This window comes from Streptomyces sp. NPDC026575, assembly GCF_055567415.1.
The window spans coordinates 174,786-192,018 of record NZ_JBVHQM010000017.1; the positions used below are offsets into that span (position 1 = coordinate 174,786).

General features: G+C 71.5%; 13 protein-coding genes. 9 read left to right on the plus strand and 4 right to left on the minus strand.

Annotated elements, in window-relative coordinates; all coding sequences use genetic code 11:
* Positions 1–257: 257 nt before the first annotated feature.
* From ACZ4NB_RS24165 to ACZ4NB_RS24200, 8 genes are all read left to right on the plus strand, one after another.
* Positions 258–3,896 (plus strand): sensor histidine kinase, encoded by a 3,639-nt coding sequence (locus tag ACZ4NB_RS24165; RefSeq protein WP_467664609.1) that lies wholly within the window; start codon positions 258–260, stop codon positions 3,894–3,896.
* A 9-nt stretch (positions 3,897–3,905) separates the two neighbouring features.
* Entirely contained in the window at positions 3,906–4,319 is a 414-nt protein-coding gene (locus ACZ4NB_RS24170; RefSeq protein ID WP_018087200.1) for a roadblock/LC7 domain-containing protein, read from the plus strand.
* 103 nt (positions 4,320–4,422) lie between these two features.
* The gene (locus ACZ4NB_RS24175; protein WP_030087818.1) at positions 4,423–4,833 is read left to right on the plus strand and encodes a DUF742 domain-containing protein; all 411 of its coding nucleotides are present in this window, start codon (positions 4,423–4,425) and stop codon (positions 4,831–4,833) included.
* The gene (locus ACZ4NB_RS24180) at positions 4,814–5,407 is read left to right on the plus strand and encodes a GTP-binding protein (protein WP_467664610.1); all 594 of its coding nucleotides are present in this window, start codon (positions 4,814–4,816) and stop codon (positions 5,405–5,407) included. The genes ACZ4NB_RS24175 and ACZ4NB_RS24180 overlap by 20 nt, the downstream gene beginning before the upstream one ends.
* A 399-nt stretch (positions 5,408–5,806) precedes the next feature.
* Positions 5,807–8,938, plus strand: coding sequence for a sensor histidine kinase (locus ACZ4NB_RS24185; RefSeq protein ID WP_467664612.1), 3,132 nt, complete (start codon positions 5,807–5,809; stop codon positions 8,936–8,938).
* 10 nt (positions 8,939–8,948) lie between these two features.
* Positions 8,949–9,362: a roadblock/LC7 domain-containing protein gene (locus tag ACZ4NB_RS24190; protein WP_384433849.1), complete on the plus strand. Its 414-nt coding sequence runs from the start codon at positions 8,949–8,951 to the stop codon at positions 9,360–9,362.
* Between the two features lie 83 nt (positions 9,363–9,445).
* Positions 9,446–10,051 (plus strand): DUF742 domain-containing protein, encoded by a 606-nt coding sequence (locus tag ACZ4NB_RS24195; RefSeq protein ID WP_467664614.1) that lies wholly within the window; start codon positions 9,446–9,448, stop codon positions 10,049–10,051.
* Positions 10,032–10,610 carry a GTP-binding protein gene (locus tag ACZ4NB_RS24200; RefSeq protein ID WP_073447656.1) on the plus strand — a complete coding sequence of 193 codons (579 nt, stop codon included), beginning with the start codon at positions 10,032–10,034 and terminating at the stop codon, positions 10,608–10,610. Before ACZ4NB_RS24195 ends, ACZ4NB_RS24200 begins: the two co-directional genes overlap by 20 nt.
* Positions 10,611–10,780: 170 nt before the next feature.
* On the opposite strand, the gene ACZ4NB_RS24205 is transcribed toward ACZ4NB_RS24200, so the two are convergent.
* From ACZ4NB_RS24205 to ACZ4NB_RS24220, 4 genes are all read right to left on the minus strand, one after another.
* On the minus strand, positions 10,781–11,437 hold the full coding sequence (locus ACZ4NB_RS24205; protein WP_467664616.1) for a DUF4360 domain-containing protein: 657 nt from the start codon (positions 11,435–11,437) through the stop codon (positions 10,781–10,783).
* Between the two features lie 280 nt (positions 11,438–11,717).
* Positions 11,718–11,921 (minus strand): acyl-CoA carboxylase epsilon subunit, encoded by a 204-nt coding sequence (locus ACZ4NB_RS24210; RefSeq protein ID WP_384492019.1) that lies wholly within the window; start codon positions 11,919–11,921, stop codon positions 11,718–11,720.
* 55 nt (positions 11,922–11,976) lie between these two features.
* Complete coding sequence (locus ACZ4NB_RS24215) at positions 11,977–13,560, minus strand: acyl-CoA carboxylase subunit beta (RefSeq protein WP_393493959.1); 1,584 nt, start codon at positions 13,558–13,560, stop codon at positions 11,977–11,979.
* 219 nt (positions 13,561–13,779) lie between these two features.
* Positions 13,780–16,191 carry a polysaccharide lyase 8 family protein gene (locus ACZ4NB_RS24220; protein ID WP_467664618.1) on the minus strand — a complete coding sequence of 804 codons (2,412 nt, stop codon included), beginning with the start codon at positions 16,189–16,191 and terminating at the stop codon, positions 13,780–13,782.
* Between the two features lie 253 nt (positions 16,192–16,444).
* On the opposite strand from ACZ4NB_RS24220, the gene ACZ4NB_RS24225 reads away from it, so the two are divergent.
* A complete protein-coding gene (locus tag ACZ4NB_RS24225; protein ID WP_467664620.1) occupies positions 16,445–17,050 on the plus strand; it encodes a YceI family protein in 606 nt (201 codons plus the stop codon).
* Positions 17,051–17,233: the final 183 nt, after the last annotated feature.

Genomic DNA, 17,233 nt, shown 5'->3' on the forward strand with positions numbered 1-17,233 from the left:
ATTGCGTCACCCATGTCACAGCGGACGCCTCCGCTCTTGTTGGAGGTCCTGCACTGTGCTGGAATTCCACGGACCGCCGCATGTTTCAACCGGCGTGCAGGGCGCAATGTGGCGCCGCGCGGTGGTGCCGCTCTCTCGGCCAGAGAGGGAAGCCCGCCGGTCACTCACGACCGCCTTGGGGGACTTAAGCGGTCCCCTATTACGACTCGACACCGTCCCGCCGAGGTGGGACGCCTGGTCCAGAGGTTGCGACGCTAGTGCAGGGACGTTTCAAGAGGGATGGCAGCGCTGCGGCGGACCCGGAGCTCCGCGGCGGGACCGACCGCGGCTCCTCGCCCCAGCGCGCCCAGAGCAGCGGATCCGCCGGGGGCACACTGCCCGTCGACGGGGGCAGCCAGGCGCCGGGCGGCGACGCCGCGGACGGCGGCAAGCGCTCCGCCTCGAAGGGCCCCAGCGGCCCCGGCTCGCGAATAGCGCTGCGCAACTGGCGCATCAGTACGCGCCTGGTCTCCCTGCTCGCGCTTCCCGTCGTCGCCGCGACCACGCTGGGCGGCATGCGTATCGGCACCCAGCTGGAGAACATCGACCAGCTGGACAAGATGCAGCTGCTGACCGAGATGACGCGTCAGGCGACCGAGCTCGCCGACGCGTTGCAGGTGGAGCGGGACAAGTCGGCCGGTCCGCTGGCCGGCAGCGGCAACGTCAAGGACGACGCCAACGTCGTCGCGCCCCGCGAGGCGACCGACCGCGCCAAGCTGTCGTTCAACCAGGCCACGGACGACATCCGGGGCCAGGACTCCACGATGGCCGGTGTCCGGGCGACCGTTCTGGAGATCGCCCGCCAGCTCAACAACCTCAACGAGATCCGCGCCGACGCCTACCAGGACGAGGGCAACGCGGCGCGCACCGTCACCAGCTACAACCAGCTGATCAACTCGCTGCTGTCGCTCTCCCAGGACATGGCGCAGGCGACCAGCAACCCGGAGATGATCCGCTCGACCCGTGCGCTGGCGGCGTTCTCGTCCGCCAAGGAGTACGCGTCGATCCAGCGCGCCCTGGTCAGTGCCGGCCTCGCCCACGACGGCGGCCCGGAGCTGTCCTCCAACGACCGGCAGGCCGGCCGTAACGCCGAGGACAGCGAGAAGGCGGCGCGCGGCCGCTTCCAGCAGATCTACGCCAACGACGCCGGCGCGCTCACCCGCGGTCTCGACGGCAACAACGACGAGATCAAGGCCGCGGTCGCCTTCGCGCACCGCGCCTTCGCCAGCAGCTCCGGCATCCGCAGCCAGGACTACCGCTACCTCGACTGGTACGACTCCGACACCGTCAAGATCGACGAGATGTCGCGGATCGAGACCACGCTGCTGTCCGAGATGGAGCAGAAGTCCCGCGAGCTGCGCAACGAGGCGACGCAGGACGCGATCATCAACGGTGCGGTGATCCTGCTCGTCCTCGGCGTCTCGCTGGTCGGCGCGTTCGTCGTGGCGCGGTCCATGGTCCGCTCGCTGCGCCGGCTGCAGGACACCGCGCAGAAGGTCGCCCAGGACCGGCTGCCCGAGCTGGTCAAGCAGCTGTCGGAGTCCGACCCGCAGGACGTGGACACCTCCGTCGAGTCGGTCGGTGTGCACAGCCGGGACGAGATCGGCCGGGTGGCCGCGGCCTTCGACGACGTGCACCGCGAGGCGGTCCGCCTCGCCTCCGAGCAGGCGCTGCTGCGAGGCAACGTCAACGCGATGTTCACCAACCTCTCGCGCCGCAGCCAGGGCCTGATCCAGCGCCAGCTCTCGCTGATCTCCGAGTTGGAGTCCCGCGAGGCCGACCCGGACCAGCTGTCCTCGCTGTTCAAGCTCGACCACCTCGCCACGCGTATGCGCCGTAACGGTGAGAACCTCCTGGTCCTCGCGGGTGAGGAGCCGGGACGCCGGTGGACGCGGCCGGTTCCGCTGGTCGACGTGCTGCGCGCGGCCGCCTCCGAGGTGGAGCAGTACGAGCGGATCGAGCTCAACGCCGTTCCGCAGACCGAGGTCGCCGGCCGGGTCGTCAACGACCTCGTGCACCTGCTCGCCGAGCTGTTGGAGAACGCCACCTCGTTCTCCTCCCCGCAGACCAAGGTCAAGGTCACCGGTCACGCGCTGCCCGACGGCCGGGTGCTGGTCGAGATCCACGACACCGGTATCGGCCTGTCCCCCGAGGACCTGTCGGCGATCAACGAGCGGCTGGCCAGCCCGCCGACCGTGGACGTCTCGGTGTCCCGGCGCATGGGTCTGTTCGTGGTCGGCCGCCTGTCGCTGCGGCACGGCATCCGCATCCAGCTGCGCCCCTCCGACTCCGGCGGCACCACCGCCCTGGTCATGCTGCCGGTCGACGTCGCCCAGGGCGGCAAGAAGCCGGCGCCCAGCAACGCCAAGAGCGGTTCCGGCGAGGCCGGCGGCACGCCCTCCAGCCGACTCGCGGGGCTCCAGCCGCGCGGTCAGGTCGGTGCGGGTCCGGCGTCCGGCCAGCGCCCCGCGCTGCCCGCCCGCGGGGGCCCCGGCGGCGCACCCGGTGCGTTCGGTTCGCCGGCGCCCGGCGGCCGCACCGGTGGTCCCGGTGCGGGCACCCCGAACGCCTCCGCGCCGACCGGCGCCCGCCCCGGTGGGGCGCGCCCGCTGCCCACCCGTGGTGCCGACGGCGGCCCGGCGGCCACTGTGGCGCCGCCGACCGGCGCACCGCGCCGCGAGGAGCGTCCGCAGCTGCCGCCGCGGAGCGCCGCGGGCGAGCTGCCGGGCGCCGCGCCGGCCGGTGGTCAGGGCGGCCAGGACGGCCGCGGCGGTCAGCAGCCCGGCGGTACGAGCTGGGGTGCGCGCCGTGAGCGCGGTGGCTCCGACGACTGGCCGATGGCGCCCCGCGAGACGCAGGACCAGCCGCGCGGCCACGAGGAGCCGGAGCGCACCGGCAGCTTCGAGCGGCCCGCGCCGAGCGGCGGCCCCGGCGACACCGCCGCGTTCGCCCGCCCCGACTTCTCCGGCCCGCCGCCGGCCGCGGACGCCCCGCAGGGCGGTCGCCCGGCCGGCCGTGGCACGGCCGCGGACTCCGGTGACACCGGCCAGTACGCGCGTCCGGACGCCGACACCGGCCAGTACGCGCGTCCGGACGCCGACACCGGCCAGTACGCGCGCCCGGACAGCGACACCGGCCAGTACGCGACCGGTGAGTTCCCGCAGCTCGCCGAGCCGGACCCGTACGAGACCGGACAGCTCGACGCCCGCCAGTTCCAGCAGCAGTCGGACGCCGGGCCCGCCCCGTACGTCGGCGAGCGGCAGAACAACGGCCAGTTCCAGCAGCCGCAGCAGCCGCAGGGCCGCGGTGTGCCGGACGGCGATGTGCTGGGCGGCGCGGACGCCGGTCCCGGGGACGGCCGTACGCCGATCTTCGACACCATCGAGTCCAACTGGTTCAGCCACCCGGCGTCCGCCGCCGCGGGTGTGCCGCCGCAGGGCACCGACACCGCCGACGCGGCGCCGCTGCCGCGCCGCGGGTCCGCGCCGGACGCCGGTGCCCGCCGCGAGGCACCGGTCGACGCCGCGCGCAACGAAGCGCCGGCCGACCCCTCCGCGCAGTGGCGCAGCTCGCCGAACGACGAGACCTGGCGCCAGGCGGAGCAGATCCGCCAGCCGGCCTCGGGTGGGATCACCACCTCCGGGCTGCCCCGGCGGGTCCCGCGTGCGAACCTCGTCGCGGGCACCGCACAGCAGCAGCAGTCCCACCAGAGCGGTCCTCAGGTCTCGCGCTCGCCCAGCGACGTGCGCGGCCGGCTGACCAATCTGCGTCGGGGTATCCAGCAGGGCCGACAGGCCGGGACGTCGACCACCGGCACCCACGGCACCGTCGATCCCACTCACCAGCAGGAGCGTTAGTTGAGTCCGATGAGCCAGGCGGCGCAGAACCTGAACTGGTTGATCACCAACTTCGTGGACAACACCCCCGGGGTGTCGCACACGGTGGTGGTCTCCGCGGACGGGCTGCTCCTCGCGATGTCCGAGGGCTTCCCGCGCGACCGCGCCGATCAACTCGCGGCGGTGGCCTCCGGGCTGACGTCGCTGACCTCCGGCGCCTCCCGCATCTTCGAGGGCGGAACGGTGAACCAGACCGTGGTGGAGATGGAGCGGGGGTTCCTCTTCATCATGTCCGTCTCCGACGGATCGTCGCTGGCCGTGCTCGCGCACCCCGAGTGCGACATCGGCCTGGTCGGCTACGAGATGGCCCTGCTGGTCGACCGCGCGGGAACGGTGCTGACGCCGGACCTGCGCGCCGAACTGCAAGGCAGCCTGCTGCACTGAGGCGTCCGCAGCGCCGTACCGTCCAGCACCCCACCATCCATTCGAGCCGCCACCCCCCACCGGCCCAACCCGACGACAGAGCTCTGTCCCGTCCGGAGGACCCATGACCCCGCCACCTGCCACTTCCGGCCCGTACGGCGCCTACAGCCAGGCGCCGTACGGGAGCGAAGGTGATCAGCCGCTGGTGCGCCCGTACGCCATGACCGGAGGCCGGACCAGGCCGCGCTACCAGCTCGCCATCGAGGCGCTGGTCAGCACGACCGCCGACCCCTCCCAGCTGCCCGGGCTGCTGCCCGAGCACCAGCGCATCTGCCACCTGTGCCGCGAGGTGAAGTCGGTCGCCGAGGTCTCGGCGCTGCTGCACATCCCGCTGGGTGTGGCGCGGATTCTGGTCGCGGACCTGGCGGAGGCGGGGATGGTGGCGATCCACCAGCCCGGCGGCAGCGGTGAGGCCGGCGGCACGCCGGACGTGACCTTGCTGGAGAGGGTGCTCAGTGGACTTCGCAAGCTCTGACAGCGGTTACTCCGGGGGCGCGGCGCGCGCCACCACCTCCGCGAAGATCGTGGTGGCGGGCGGCTTCGGCGTGGGCAAGACCACGTTCGTCGGCGCGGTCTCGGAGATCAATCCGCTGCGTACCGAAGCGGTGATGACGTCCGCTTCGGCGGGGATCGACGATCTCAGCCACGTCCAGGACAAGACCACGACGACCGTGGCGATGGACTTCGGCCGGATCACCCTGGACCAGGACCTGATCCTGTACCTCTTCGGTACGCCCGGTCAGGACCGCTTCTGGTTCATGTGGGACGACCTGGTCCGCGGCGCCATCGGCGCGGTGGTGCTCGTCGACACCCGCCGGCTCGCCGACTGCTTCCCGGCGGTCGACTACTTCGAGAACAGCGGTCTGCCGTTCGTCATCGCCCTCAACGGCTTCGAGGGCCAGCAGCCGTACACGCCCGACGAGGTCCGTGAGGCGCTCCAGATCGGCCCCGGGACCCCCATCATCACCACCGACGCACGGCACCGCAGCGAGGCCAAGAGCGCGCTCATCACGCTGGTCGAGCATGCGCTGATGGCCCGGCTCCGGTAGGGCCGACCCCAGGGCCCGCGCCTCATCAGGCGCGGGCCGTGCGGAAGTTGGCTTCCGTTGGCCCGCGCGGTGCGCCGGGCCGGTTCCCGGCATGCGCGAATGGATCTGTGTCCTTCGACACGCCGACAAATTTGCTTCATAACGTTTCGACAGTGAATCGTCGACGTTTCGACACCCCATGCGCATGCCTGGCTTCGCTGCGCGCACAGAGCGCCTGCATTTTGGCGCGGCTCGCCCTTAACGCCCCTTTTATCTAAGGCGCTTCCGGGCCTTCCCCGGCTTTGTCCAGTGTTTGGAACGCACCGCCCTGACGTGCTGAAATTCGCTGAACTCCGGAGTAGGAACGCCCAGAAGAAACGGCACAGCAGGTAGTGCCGGCGCCGAGAGGTTGTTGGTCGAGTGAGGCGAAGCAAGTCGAGCCCCGAGCCGCAGGAGCCGCGGCGGGGCAACTTCACCCCGCCACCCAGAGGTGGCGTACCGGCTGCCGACGCGTCCGATAACACGGTCGCCAAGCCTCCGGTCAGCGGCGGTAAGTACTCCCCGCGCAACTGGCGCGTGGCGACCCGCCTGAACGCCATTCTGCTGATCCCGGTGCTGGTCGCACTGGTCCTGGGTGGCCTGCGGGTGGACAGCTCGCTCACCACCTGGCGGGACGCGCAGGACGCGGAGAACACCGCGAAGCTCGTTCGCGCCGCGCTTTCCTACAGCAACGCCCTGATCGACGAGCGGGACCGCACCGCGGCGCCGCTGCTCCAGGGCAAGAAGGACGACCCGGTCGTGCAGCAGGCGCGGGACGCCACCGACGCCGCCGCCGACGCCTTCCACCAGGCCGCCAAGGACATGCCGGACAAGCCGGGCCTCAACCGCCGGCTCGCCGCGTTCGAGAAGACCGAGCCCAAGCTCCAGCAGCTGCGCGCGGCCGCCTTCACCTCCAAGCTGCGCGGTGTGCAGACCGAGGAGGGCTACGTCGAGGTCCAGCACCCGCTGATGGAGTTCGCCAACGAACTCGGCCTGGGCACCGGCAACATCACCTCCTACGGCCGTACCGTCTACGCCGTCGCGCTGGCCAAGGCCGCCGTGTCGCTGCAGCGGTCCATCGGCACCCACCTCCTGGTCGACCCGGCGTCCCCGCAGGGCGGCAAGGAGCACAAGCTCCAGCTGACCGCCTTCGCGTCGTACCGCTACCTGGAGGGCATCGCCATCGGCGAGTTCACCTCCGGCGGTACGCCCGAGGACGTCGCGCGGCTCAAGGCGGACGCGGCGGCGCTCAAGCAGGCCGCCAAGCAGAAGATCGCACGCGCAAAGGAACAGGCGCAGGCCGCCAACCAGCCCTTCCGCACCCCGCCGTCGATCGACCAGATGGGCACCTGGATCGGCACCGGCGCGGCCCCGGAGGCGCTGAGCCCGAAGGGCATCACCTCCGACGCCTACTTCACGGCCGCAACCGGCAAATTCAACATGTACCGGTCCATCGAGAAGGACCTGGCGAACAAGGCGGTGGACGAGGCGGCGCAGATCTCCGCCGACGCCCGCCAGTCCACCTTCGTCGACTCCGCGATCGTGCTGGCCGCCCTGATCATCGCGTTCGTCGTGGCCGGGCTGATGGCCCGCCGGATGAGCCGCAACATGCGCCAGCTGCGCAACGCCGCCTTCGGCGTCGCCGAGCAGCGGCTGCCGATGCTGGTCGACCAGCTCTCGCGGACCGACCCCGGCCGGGTCGACACCCGCGTCACGCCCATCCCGATCGCCACCACCGACGAGATCGGCGAGGTCGCCCGCGCCTTCGACCAGGTGCACCGCGAGGCCGTCCGGCTCGCCGCCGAGCAGGCGCTGCTGCGGGGCAACGTCAACGCGATCTTCACCAACCTCTCCAGCCGCAACCAGGGTCTGATCGAGCGCCAGCTGGAGCTGATCACCGACCTGGAGAACAACGAGGCGGACCCGGACCAGCTGGAGAGCCTCTTCCGGCTGGACCACCTCGCCACGCGTATGCGCCGCAACGGCGAGAACCTCCTGATCCTCGCGGGCGAGGAGCCCGGCCGCCGCTGGAACCAGCCGGTTCCGCTGGTGGACGTGCTGCGCGCGGCGATCAGCGAGGTCGAGTCCTACGAGCGAATAGACCTCACCGGCGTCCCCGAGAGCGAGATCCACGGCACCGCCGTGACCGACCTCGTGCACCTGCTGTCCGAGCTGCTGGAGAACGCCACCACGTTCTCCTCCCCGCAGACCAAGGTGCGGGTGGCCGCCACCCGGCTGCCCGACGGCCGGGTGATGATCGAGATCCACGACAAGGGCATCGGGCTGACCCCCGAGGACTTCGCGGACATCAACCACAAGCTGGCCAACCCGCCGAGCGTGGACGCCGCGATCTCGCAGCGCATGGGCCTGTTCGTGGTCGGCCGGCTGGCCGACCGGCACGGGATCCGGGTGCAGCTGCGCCCCTCCGGCGAGCAGGCGGGCACCACGTCCCTGGTCATGCTGCCCGAGGCGATCACCCACGGTGGTGGCGGCGAGGAGCAGTTCGAGGACGACTTCACGGTCTCCCGGATCGTGCCCGAGCACCAGCACGCGTCGTACGACAGCGGGCAGCGCACCGCCGCCGAGCTGGGCTTCGACGACAGCCGCTACGGCCGGCCGGACGGCGCCGACCTGGACATGGTGGGCCGCTCGCTGATGCGCGAGGAGCGCCGGGCGGCTCTGGAGGCCCAGGCGGGCGGCGAGCAGCCGGCCGACGGCCAGGGCGTGGGCAACCCGCTCTTCCGCGACCAGGTGTCCTCCACCACCGGTTACCAGGACTTCCCGTCCCAGGATTTCCCGTCCCAGGACTTCCCGTCCCAGGATTTCGCCCCCCAGGCGTATGCGGAAGCCGATCAACCGCTCTACGACGACCGGTCGCACGGCAACCAGGCATTCGGCGATCCGCGCCCCTCCGAGACCACCGGCCAGCAGCCATACGTCTCGCACGAAGCGGCGCAGCCGGACGAATGGGCCGAACGTCCCGCATTCGAGGGCTACTTCGGCACCGAAGCGGAATCTGACCGGAATACCACTGCCGCTCCCGCTGACGCCCCTGAGCGCGTACCATTCGAGCGTCCGGGCCCCACACCGAGCGACGCCCCCTCGCTGACGGACGTCGGCCTTCCGCGCCGCGGAGGCCGCGACCAGCAGGTACCGCAGGTTCAGCAGCAACGGGGCACGCCGGAGACCGGCCAGGACGGCTCGGACTGGCGCAGCTCCAACGACGAGCGCTGGGAGCGGGCGGAGCGGCTGCGCGAGCCGAAGGCGGGCGGAGTCACAGCCTCCGGCCTGCCCCGGCGGGTGCCCAAGGCCAACCTGGTCGAAGGCGCCGCGGAGCAGACCCCGCAGGGCGGCCCCCAGGTCTCCCGCGCCCCGGAGGACGTCCGCGGCAGGCTGAGCAACCTGCGCCGCGGTGTCCAGCAGGGACGCAGCGTCGGCACGGACCCCTCCGGGGTCCCCCAGAATGACCAACAGGGCTTCGGCCCCGGCAGCACCTACGATCAGGAGCGTTAGTGTGAGCCCGATGAGCCAGGCGGCGCAGAATCTGAACTGGTTGATCACCAACTTCGTGGAGAACACCCCCGGGGTGTCGCACACGGTCGTGGTCTCCGCGGACGGTCTCCTCCTTGCCATGTCCGAGGGCTTCCCTCGGGACAGAGCCGATCAGTTGGCGGCGGTGGCCTCCGGCCTGACGTCGCTGACCTCCGGCGCCTCCCGCATCTTCGAGGGCGGGAGTGTCAACCAGACCGTGGTGGAGATGGAGCGCGGCTTCCTCTTCATCATGTCCGTCTCCGACGGATCGTCGCTGGCGGTGCTCGCGCACCCCGAGTGCGACATCGGTCTGGTCGGCTACGAAATGGCCCTGCTGGTCGACCGTGCGGGTAGCGTCCTGACGCCGGACCTGCGCGCCGAACTGCAGGGAAGTCTTCTCAACTAACAGACAGGCAGTGCGTTTCCCGCCCCCGCGCCTTATGGTTCGGTGGCGCGACCGGCGTCAGACAGCAAGTTGGAGGAGGAGACGTGGCAACGCCCCCGAGCGGATACCCGTACGGTTCCGGGCAGGAGTCCGGACCTGTGGGCGAGACCCATAACAACCGCTTCAACTTCCCGTCTGCGCCGAGCCGCCGGCCGCAGCGGCTCCAGCCGCCGCAGCCACCGCAGCAGCAGCCCCGGCCGTACGGTTCCCAGCCGTACGAGCCGTCGGTGTACGACGAGCCGCAGGCACCGCGCATCCAGCCGGTGCAGCCGCAGCGGCGTGCACCCGAGCCCGCCCCCACCGGCGCGAACAACCCGCTCGTTCGCCCGTACGCCATGACCGGAGGCCGGACCAGGCCGCGCTACCAGCTCGCCATCGAGGCGCTGGTCAGCACGACCGCCGACCCCGCCAAGCTGCAGGGCCAGCTGCCGGAGCACCAGCGCATCTGCCACCTCTGCCGCGAGATCAAGTCAGTTGCCGAGATCTCCGCGCTTCTCTCCATCCCCCTCGGCGTCGCCCGGATCCTCGTCGCCGACCTGGCGGAGGCCGGACTCGTCGCCATCCATCAGCCCGGCGGGGACGAGACCGCCGGCGGACAGCCAGATGTGACACTGCTCGAAAGGGTGCTCAGTGGACTTCGCAAGCTCTAGCGGTGCAGCCCGCTCCACCACCTCCGCGAAGATCGTGGTGGCGGGCGGCTTCGGCGTGGGCAAGACCACGTTCGTCGGGGCCGTCTCAGAGATCAATCCGCTGCGTACCGAAGCCGTGATGACCTCCGCCTCCGCGGGGATCGACGACCTCACGCACGCGCCGGACAAGACGACCACGACCGTGGCGATGGACTTCGGCCGGATCACGCTGGACCAGGACCTGATCCTGTACCTCTTCGGTACGCCCGGTCAGGACCGCTTCTGGTTCATGTGGGACGACCTGGTGCGCGGCGCCATCGGCGCGGTGGTCCTGGTGGACACCCGCCGCCTGGCCGACTGCTTCCCGGCGGTCGACTACTTCGAGAACAGCGGCCTGCCGTTCGTCATCGCCCTCAACGGCTTCGACGGGCACCAGCCGTACACGCCCGACGAGGTCCGTGAGGCGCTCCAGATCGGCCCGGACGCGCCGATCATCACCACCGACGCCCGGCACCGCAGCGAGGCCAAGAGCGCGCTCATCACGCTCGTGGAGCATGCGCTGATGGCCCGCCTGCGCTAGTCGAGGCCGTCTCCGGCGGCCCCAGGGACACCGCAGCGCCGCGTCCGGGCTCCCCGTGCCCGCTCGCGCCGTACGAAAGGCCCCCACACCTTCTGGGTGCGGGGGCCTTCGTCGTACCCGTACGGGCCCGTACACGGCCGTACAGGGGCCCGGCCGTCAGCGCGGCGGGGTCACCGGCGTGCGGGGCACTGCTTCCAGGAGAAGTGGTACATGGTGTTGATGCTGCCGTCGGTGGAGTCCATGGCCATGAAGCTGGTGGCCCTGGGGTCCGCGGACTTGCCGTCCACCCGGAGCTCGGTGTTGATGTTGAAGTAGCGCTCCTCGCCGCAGGGCGCGTACACCAGGGCGTCGATGTCGGTCTCGTCCGACGTCTGCCAGTTGTTGTCGTAGGGGCCGGCGAAGGAGTGGCTCTTGCGGGCCGTCTCCTGCTGGCCCTGGAAGTAGTAGTTCGCCTGCTCCATGCCCTTGGCGCCGGGGGCCAGGGAGGCGTAACCGCGGTAGTCGGCCCGGGCGATGGCGTAGGTGAAGCCCTGCGGGACATGGACGTTCAGGGCGATCTGGCAGTTCTTGCGGGCGTCGGTGGGCTTGCTGGAGCCGCCCGCCTGGGCGAGGTACTCGCTGTAGGTGACGGTGAAGGCGGTGTTGTCGGGGGCGATGGCCACCGCGGCGCTGCCGGGTCTGCAGCCCGATCCGTTGACCGTGGCGACGGTTATGGTGATCTTTCCGGTGGGCGGTTCGTCGCCGAAGCGTGCCGGCGTGGTGGGGGATGCCGATCCGGCGAGGAGCAGGGATGCCACTGCGGCACCAGCACCGAGCGTGCTGAGCATGGGCACTTCCTTCCGGTCGTCCTAGGGCCCGCGGCGCGGGAGCACCAGGAGTGGGATGACGAGCGCATGCCAGCACGGGGAGCTCGGCTTGAACAGCTCTGCTCCCGATGATTGGGGCGAACCTACGCCTTGATTCGGACGCCCCCTGCCGAACCGGAACACCGCGTCCGATAAGCGACGGAGCCGCATATCGCGGCGGTGCGGGTGGGGTTCACAGCCGCCCGGGAAACGCCGAGGGGCCCCGCAGTGGTGCGGGGCCCCTCGGTCACTTCCTGATCGTTCAGCGCTGCCAGCTGGTGGCGCCGTGGAAGCCGCTCTGGCGCTCCAGGCGGCGCCAGCGGGCGGCGGTGGCGCGCGGGCCGGCCGGGGCGGCCGGCCGGTGGGCGGCGCGGGCCAGGAGGACGGCGGTCAGGGCGGCCAGCTCTTCCTCGCTGGCCTGGCCCTTCTCCACACGGATGGAGTCGGTGCGAGGGGCAGGGTTCACGGTGTCTTCTCCGTCGTCGCGGTGGGCGTGGTGCCGGGTGCGGTGCGGGATGCGGTTACTGGGGCGGGTTGCCGTGCTTACGGGCCGGCAGGTCCGCGTGCTTGGTGCGCAGCATGTCGAGGGCGCGGATGAGGGTGTGGCGGGTGTCGGCGGGGTCGATGACGTCGTCGACCAGGCCGCGCTCGGCCGCGTAGTACGGGTGCATCAGCTCGGACTTGTACTCCTTGACCATGCGGGTGCGCATGGCCTCGGAGTCGTCCGCCTCGGCGATCTGCTTGCGGAAGATGACGTTGGCGGCGCCCTCGGCGCCCATCACCGCGATCTCGTTGGTCGGCCAGGCGTAGGTCAGGTCGGCGCCGATGGACTGCGAGTCCATGACGATGTACGCGCCGCCGTAGGCCTTGCGCAGCACGATCGAGATCCGCGGGACGGTGGCGTTGCAGTAGGCGTAGAGCAGCTTGGCGCCGTGCCGGATGATGCCGCCGTGCTCCTGGTCGACACCGGGCAGGAAGCCGGGGACGTCCAGGAGGGTGATGATCGGGATGTTGAAGGCGTCGCACATCTGGACGAAGCGGGCGGCCTTCTCGGACGCCTCGATGTCCAGCACACCGGCCAGCGACTGCGGCTGGTTGGCGATGATGCCCACCACCTTGCCGTCGAGTCGGCTCAGCGCGCAGATGATGTTGGTCGCCCAGCGCTCGTGGACTTCGAGGTACTCGCCGTCGTCGACGATCTCCTCGATGACCTTGCGCATGTCGTACGGGCGGTTGCCGTCGGCCGGGACCAGGTCCAGCAGCGCGTCGCCGGAGCGGTCGGCGGGGTCCTCGCAGGCGACCGTCGGCGGGTTCTCACGGTTGTTGGCCGGCAGCAGGGAGAGGAGGTAGCGGACCTCTTCCAGGCAGGTCGTCTCGTCGTCGTAGGCGAAGTGCGCCACGCCGGAGGTCTCGGCGTGCACGTCGGCGCCGCCCAGGCCGTTCTGGGTGATCTCCTCGCCGGTCACCGCGCGCACCACGTCGGGGCCGGTGATGAACATCTGCGAGGTCTCGCGGACCATGAAGACGAAGTCGGTCAGGGCGGGGCTGTAGGCCGCGCCGCCCGCGCAGGGGCCGAGCATGACCGAGATCTGCGGGATGACCCCGCTCGCCTTGGTGTTGCGCTGGAAGATGCCGCCGTAGCCGGCCAGGGCGGACACGCCCTCCTGGATGCGGGCACCGGCGCCGTCGTTCAGGGAGACCAGCGGGGCACCGGCCTGGATGGCCATGTCCATGATCTTGTGGATCTTGGTGGCGTGCGCCTCGCCGAGCGCGCCGCCGAAGATCCGGAAGTCGTGTGCGTAGGTGAACACGGTCCGGCCGTGGACGGTGCCCCAGCCGGTGATCACGCCGTCGGTGTAGGGCTTCTTGGCCTCCAGGCCGAAGCCCGTCGCCCGGTGCCGCCGCAGCGGCTCGACCTCGTTGAACGAACCCTCGTCCAGCAGCAGCTCGATCCGCTCGCGCGCCGTCAGCTTGCCCTTGGCACGCTGCGCTTCGGTCGCCCGCTCGCTGGGTCCTCGCCGGACCTGCTCACGGATGGCGTGCAGCTCGGCGACACGCCCGCGGGCGTCGGTGGCGCCGGCGGGCAGATCTTCGACAGTGGTCATGTATCGACGGTACGTGTGCGAGGCGCCGCACACCGATGTCGGTTTCGTACAACGTCCCATGCGTTTTGGTGGGCAGGCAGTACAGAACCGTCCTGTGCCGGGCCTGCGTCCCGACGTCCGTTCGGGTGGCGGGAGCGCTCCTGCGCTGTATGGGCCCGACAAACGACGGCGGAGTGGCGTTGTCGTGTCCGGCGCAGGAAGGGAGCGCGACGGACCGGGTCAGCCCCACCGCACCGTGCAGCCGTGGGTGGCGCAGCTCCGGCCGGGAGCCAGCCGCAGCCGCAGGGACCGCCCCGTGGCCAGCACCTCGATCGCCGGATCGTGGCCCAGCACCTCGCGCACCGGCCGCGTCCAGGTGATCTCCAGCGTATCGCCGGAGCGGTCCGGGGCGGCCACGCACAACCGGGCCGTCCGCCCCCGCGCCATGGACCGCCGCTCGCGCACCAGCACGCTCGCCGGACCGCTGCTTTCGAGCGGCCCCGCCCGGCCGGCCCGCCAGAAGTTCGCCGCCGTTACGCCGAGCGAGTGGACCGCGATCGCCTGCCGCCCGGCGTCGTTGCCGAGCACGGTAAGCCAGCGCCGGTCGGCGGCCCGCCGTGCGACGGCACCGGGGGTGGCGCCCGGCATCAGGAGGTAGGCGTAGCGGGCGTCGGCCGGGTCGGTGCCGTGGTCGTGCCAGAGCGTGAGGTAGCGGCGGGTGAACGGCTCCCGGGAGGAGGTGGCGTTGATGTCGTGCCAGGAGCCGGTACGGGCCTCGCGCAGGGCGTTCAGGGCGGCGCCGCCGGGGAAGACGTAGCCGCCGTGCCCGGCGAGGTGGGCCCAGTGCGCACAGCGGAAGGCGGCGCGGTGGCCGAGCGCGGCGGGCTGGGCAGCGCCGTCGACGGTGAGCGCGTGGGTGCCGTGCTCGCCCAGGCAGCGGTTGTCGACGACGGTCTCGGCGGGCACGCCGTCGCCGGAGGTGATGCCGGCGCCCAGGCAGACGACGCAGTCCGCCAGCGCGAACCAGGACTTCCGCGCGGTCAGCGTCGAGGACAGGCCGCGCAGGTCCTGGCCGATCGCGGCGAACTCGCCGTCGGTGGTGCCGCCGACCCAGCGCGCGGTGGGCTTGGGTTCGCCCCAGCCGCCGCCCTCGTTGTCGGCGAGCCGCTTGGTGGACACGGTGGTTCCGGGGAGCCGGTAGGGGTCGACGGTGGGCCAGAAGGCGTCCGTGTACTGGTCGCCCCCGAAGTCCGCGCCCCACCAGTAGAGCATCCCGGCGCCGGTGTGCCAGCCCCGCGGGTTCTCGCCGTTGCCGTTCTCGTAGTACGTGATGCGGTCCGAGGCCATGGCCAGCCCCGCGGCCCAGCCGGGGCGGCGGTGCACGGCGCGGTCCATGGCAGGGAAGAGGCGGTGCCCCACGGGCTCGGGGGTCGCGGCCACCGGACCGTCGGCGATCTTGTGCAGCCGGGCGAGGTCGGCGACGCCGTACTGCCGGTCGGTGCGGACCGGCAGCGTGGTGTCGCGGGCGATCCAGCCCTTGATCATGCCGTGCCAGCGCGTCCGCTCGGCGCCGCTCGCGGCCTCGGCGAGCAGCGCGACGGCGGCGATCAGCGCATGCCCGTGGTAGTGGTCGCTGCGCAGCACCCGCCGCTCGTCGCCCTGGAGGTAGCCGCGGCTGACGGCGCGCCCGTTGACGCTGTCCATCATCAGGCCGTTGTGGAGCAGCGGGGCGTATGCGCGCTCGACGCTGTCGAAGATGATCTGCCGGGCCGGATCGGTGATCGGCCAGGGCGAGTCGCCGAGCAGGGTGAACAACCGGCCCAGGCCGTCGAGCAGGACATAGCCGTAGGTGCCGGAGTAGGCGACCCAGGAGTGCTGGACGAAGGAGCCGTCGGCGTAGAGGCCGTCGCCCTCGGTGACGTAGGGGAAGACCGGCGAGAGGGCGTCCCGGGCCAGTGCGATCTTGGCGGGGGCGCGGCCGAGGACGCCGCGCAGCGCGACCACCCGGCACAGGTCGACGCGGTTGGCGCCGGTGCTGGTGCCGGTGTAGTCGCCGAGCATGGCGTCGGGGACGAAGTGGTCGACGGCGGCCAGGCAGCGGTCGCGCAGCTCCCCGGGCAGCCCGTCGCCGGGCAGGCGGTCGGCGAGGATCGCGAGGGTGTCGAGGAGGAGTCTGGGGCTGCCGATCTGCCACTCCCACCAGTTGCCGTAGCGGGTGGTGCCGGTGTGGTAGACGGTGGCTTCGAGGTGGTCGAGGCCGGCGAGCAGGCCGTCGGCGAGACCGGGGTCGCCGGTGCGGCCGGTGCCGGGCTGGGCGTAGGCGTGGGCCATGGTGCACAGCCGGCCGTAGCTCCGGGTGATGCCGGACGGCGGATCGTAGGGGCAGTCGTCCCAGAGCGAGTGGGCCGCCGGCCGCATCGCCGACCGATGGGCGGCCGCGAGGTCGCCGGTCTCCTTGAGCACGGCCGCGTACGGCGGCGCGCCGGGGTCGAAGCCGGTGCCGAGCGTCAGCCCGCACCAGCGGCCCCGGAGGGCGTCGTACGGATCGGCCGCCGCTCCGTGCGCGGGGCGGGCCGCGGTGAGGCCGAGCGCGCTCGCGGCGGCGAGGAATCCTCTGCGTGACCAGACGGGCGGGGCGGGGTCGGGCGACACGGTCGGTCCTCTCCATGGCGTCAACTGGGAGGTGGCGCTGCGCACTTGGGAGTTCCCGATGGTCTAGCACGGGCCCGCGCACGGCGGCAATGACCAGGCGGCAGCTCCCCCCGACCACCCGTCCGGCCGAGCCGACCTCCCCCCACCCCTCCCCAAGAGGTTGAACATTGAACTAAATCACGCTACAGTGGCACCCATCTCGTTGAACATTAAACAAAACGCTGCCCACAGCATCCGTTCCGAAGGAGGAGCCATGGCTCTGTTCCACCGCAAGCGCACCACCGCCCCCGCCGCCGTCCTCGACGCGGACCCCGCGCTGGCCGCACTGACCGGCGACTACACCATCGACCCGGCCCACAGCAGCATCGGCTTCACGGTCCGGCACGCCATGGTCACCAACGTCCGCGGCGGCTTCGGCGACTACGCGGGCACGCTCAGCCTCGACGGCGGCGACCCGTCCCGGTCCACCGCGTCGCTCGACATCAAGATCGCCAGCATCGACAGCGGGATCGCCGACCGCGACGCCCACCTGCGCAGCGCCGACTTCTTCGACGCCGAGGCATTCCCCCTGATGACCTTCCGCAGCACCGCCGCCGAGCGCGTGGGCGGCGACCGCTACCGCATCACCGGCGACCTCACCCTGCGGGACGTCACCAAGCCGCTCACCATCGACCTGACGTTCAACGGCTCGGCCACCGACGTCTACGGCGCCGAGCGCGTCGGCTTCGAGGGCAGCGCCGAGATCCTGCGCTCCGACTGGGGCCTGACGTGGAACGCGGCGCTGGAGACGGGCGGGGTGATGGTCAGCGACAGGGTGAAGCTCAGCTTCGACATTTCGGCGGTCGCGGCGAAGGGTTGACCGTCCGCTGCGCTTGGGGGTGCTTCCCACGTTGTCGGCTGTCCCGCCGTGGGGGTTTCTCTGGGTTCGCCTGCGGCGGGCTGGGGCCGCTGCGCGGGGCTGTTCGGCTGCCGGTGTCGGGTCGGAGGGGTAGGGGTGTGGGACTGCTGCGCTTTACGTCCCACACCCCTACCCCTCCGACCC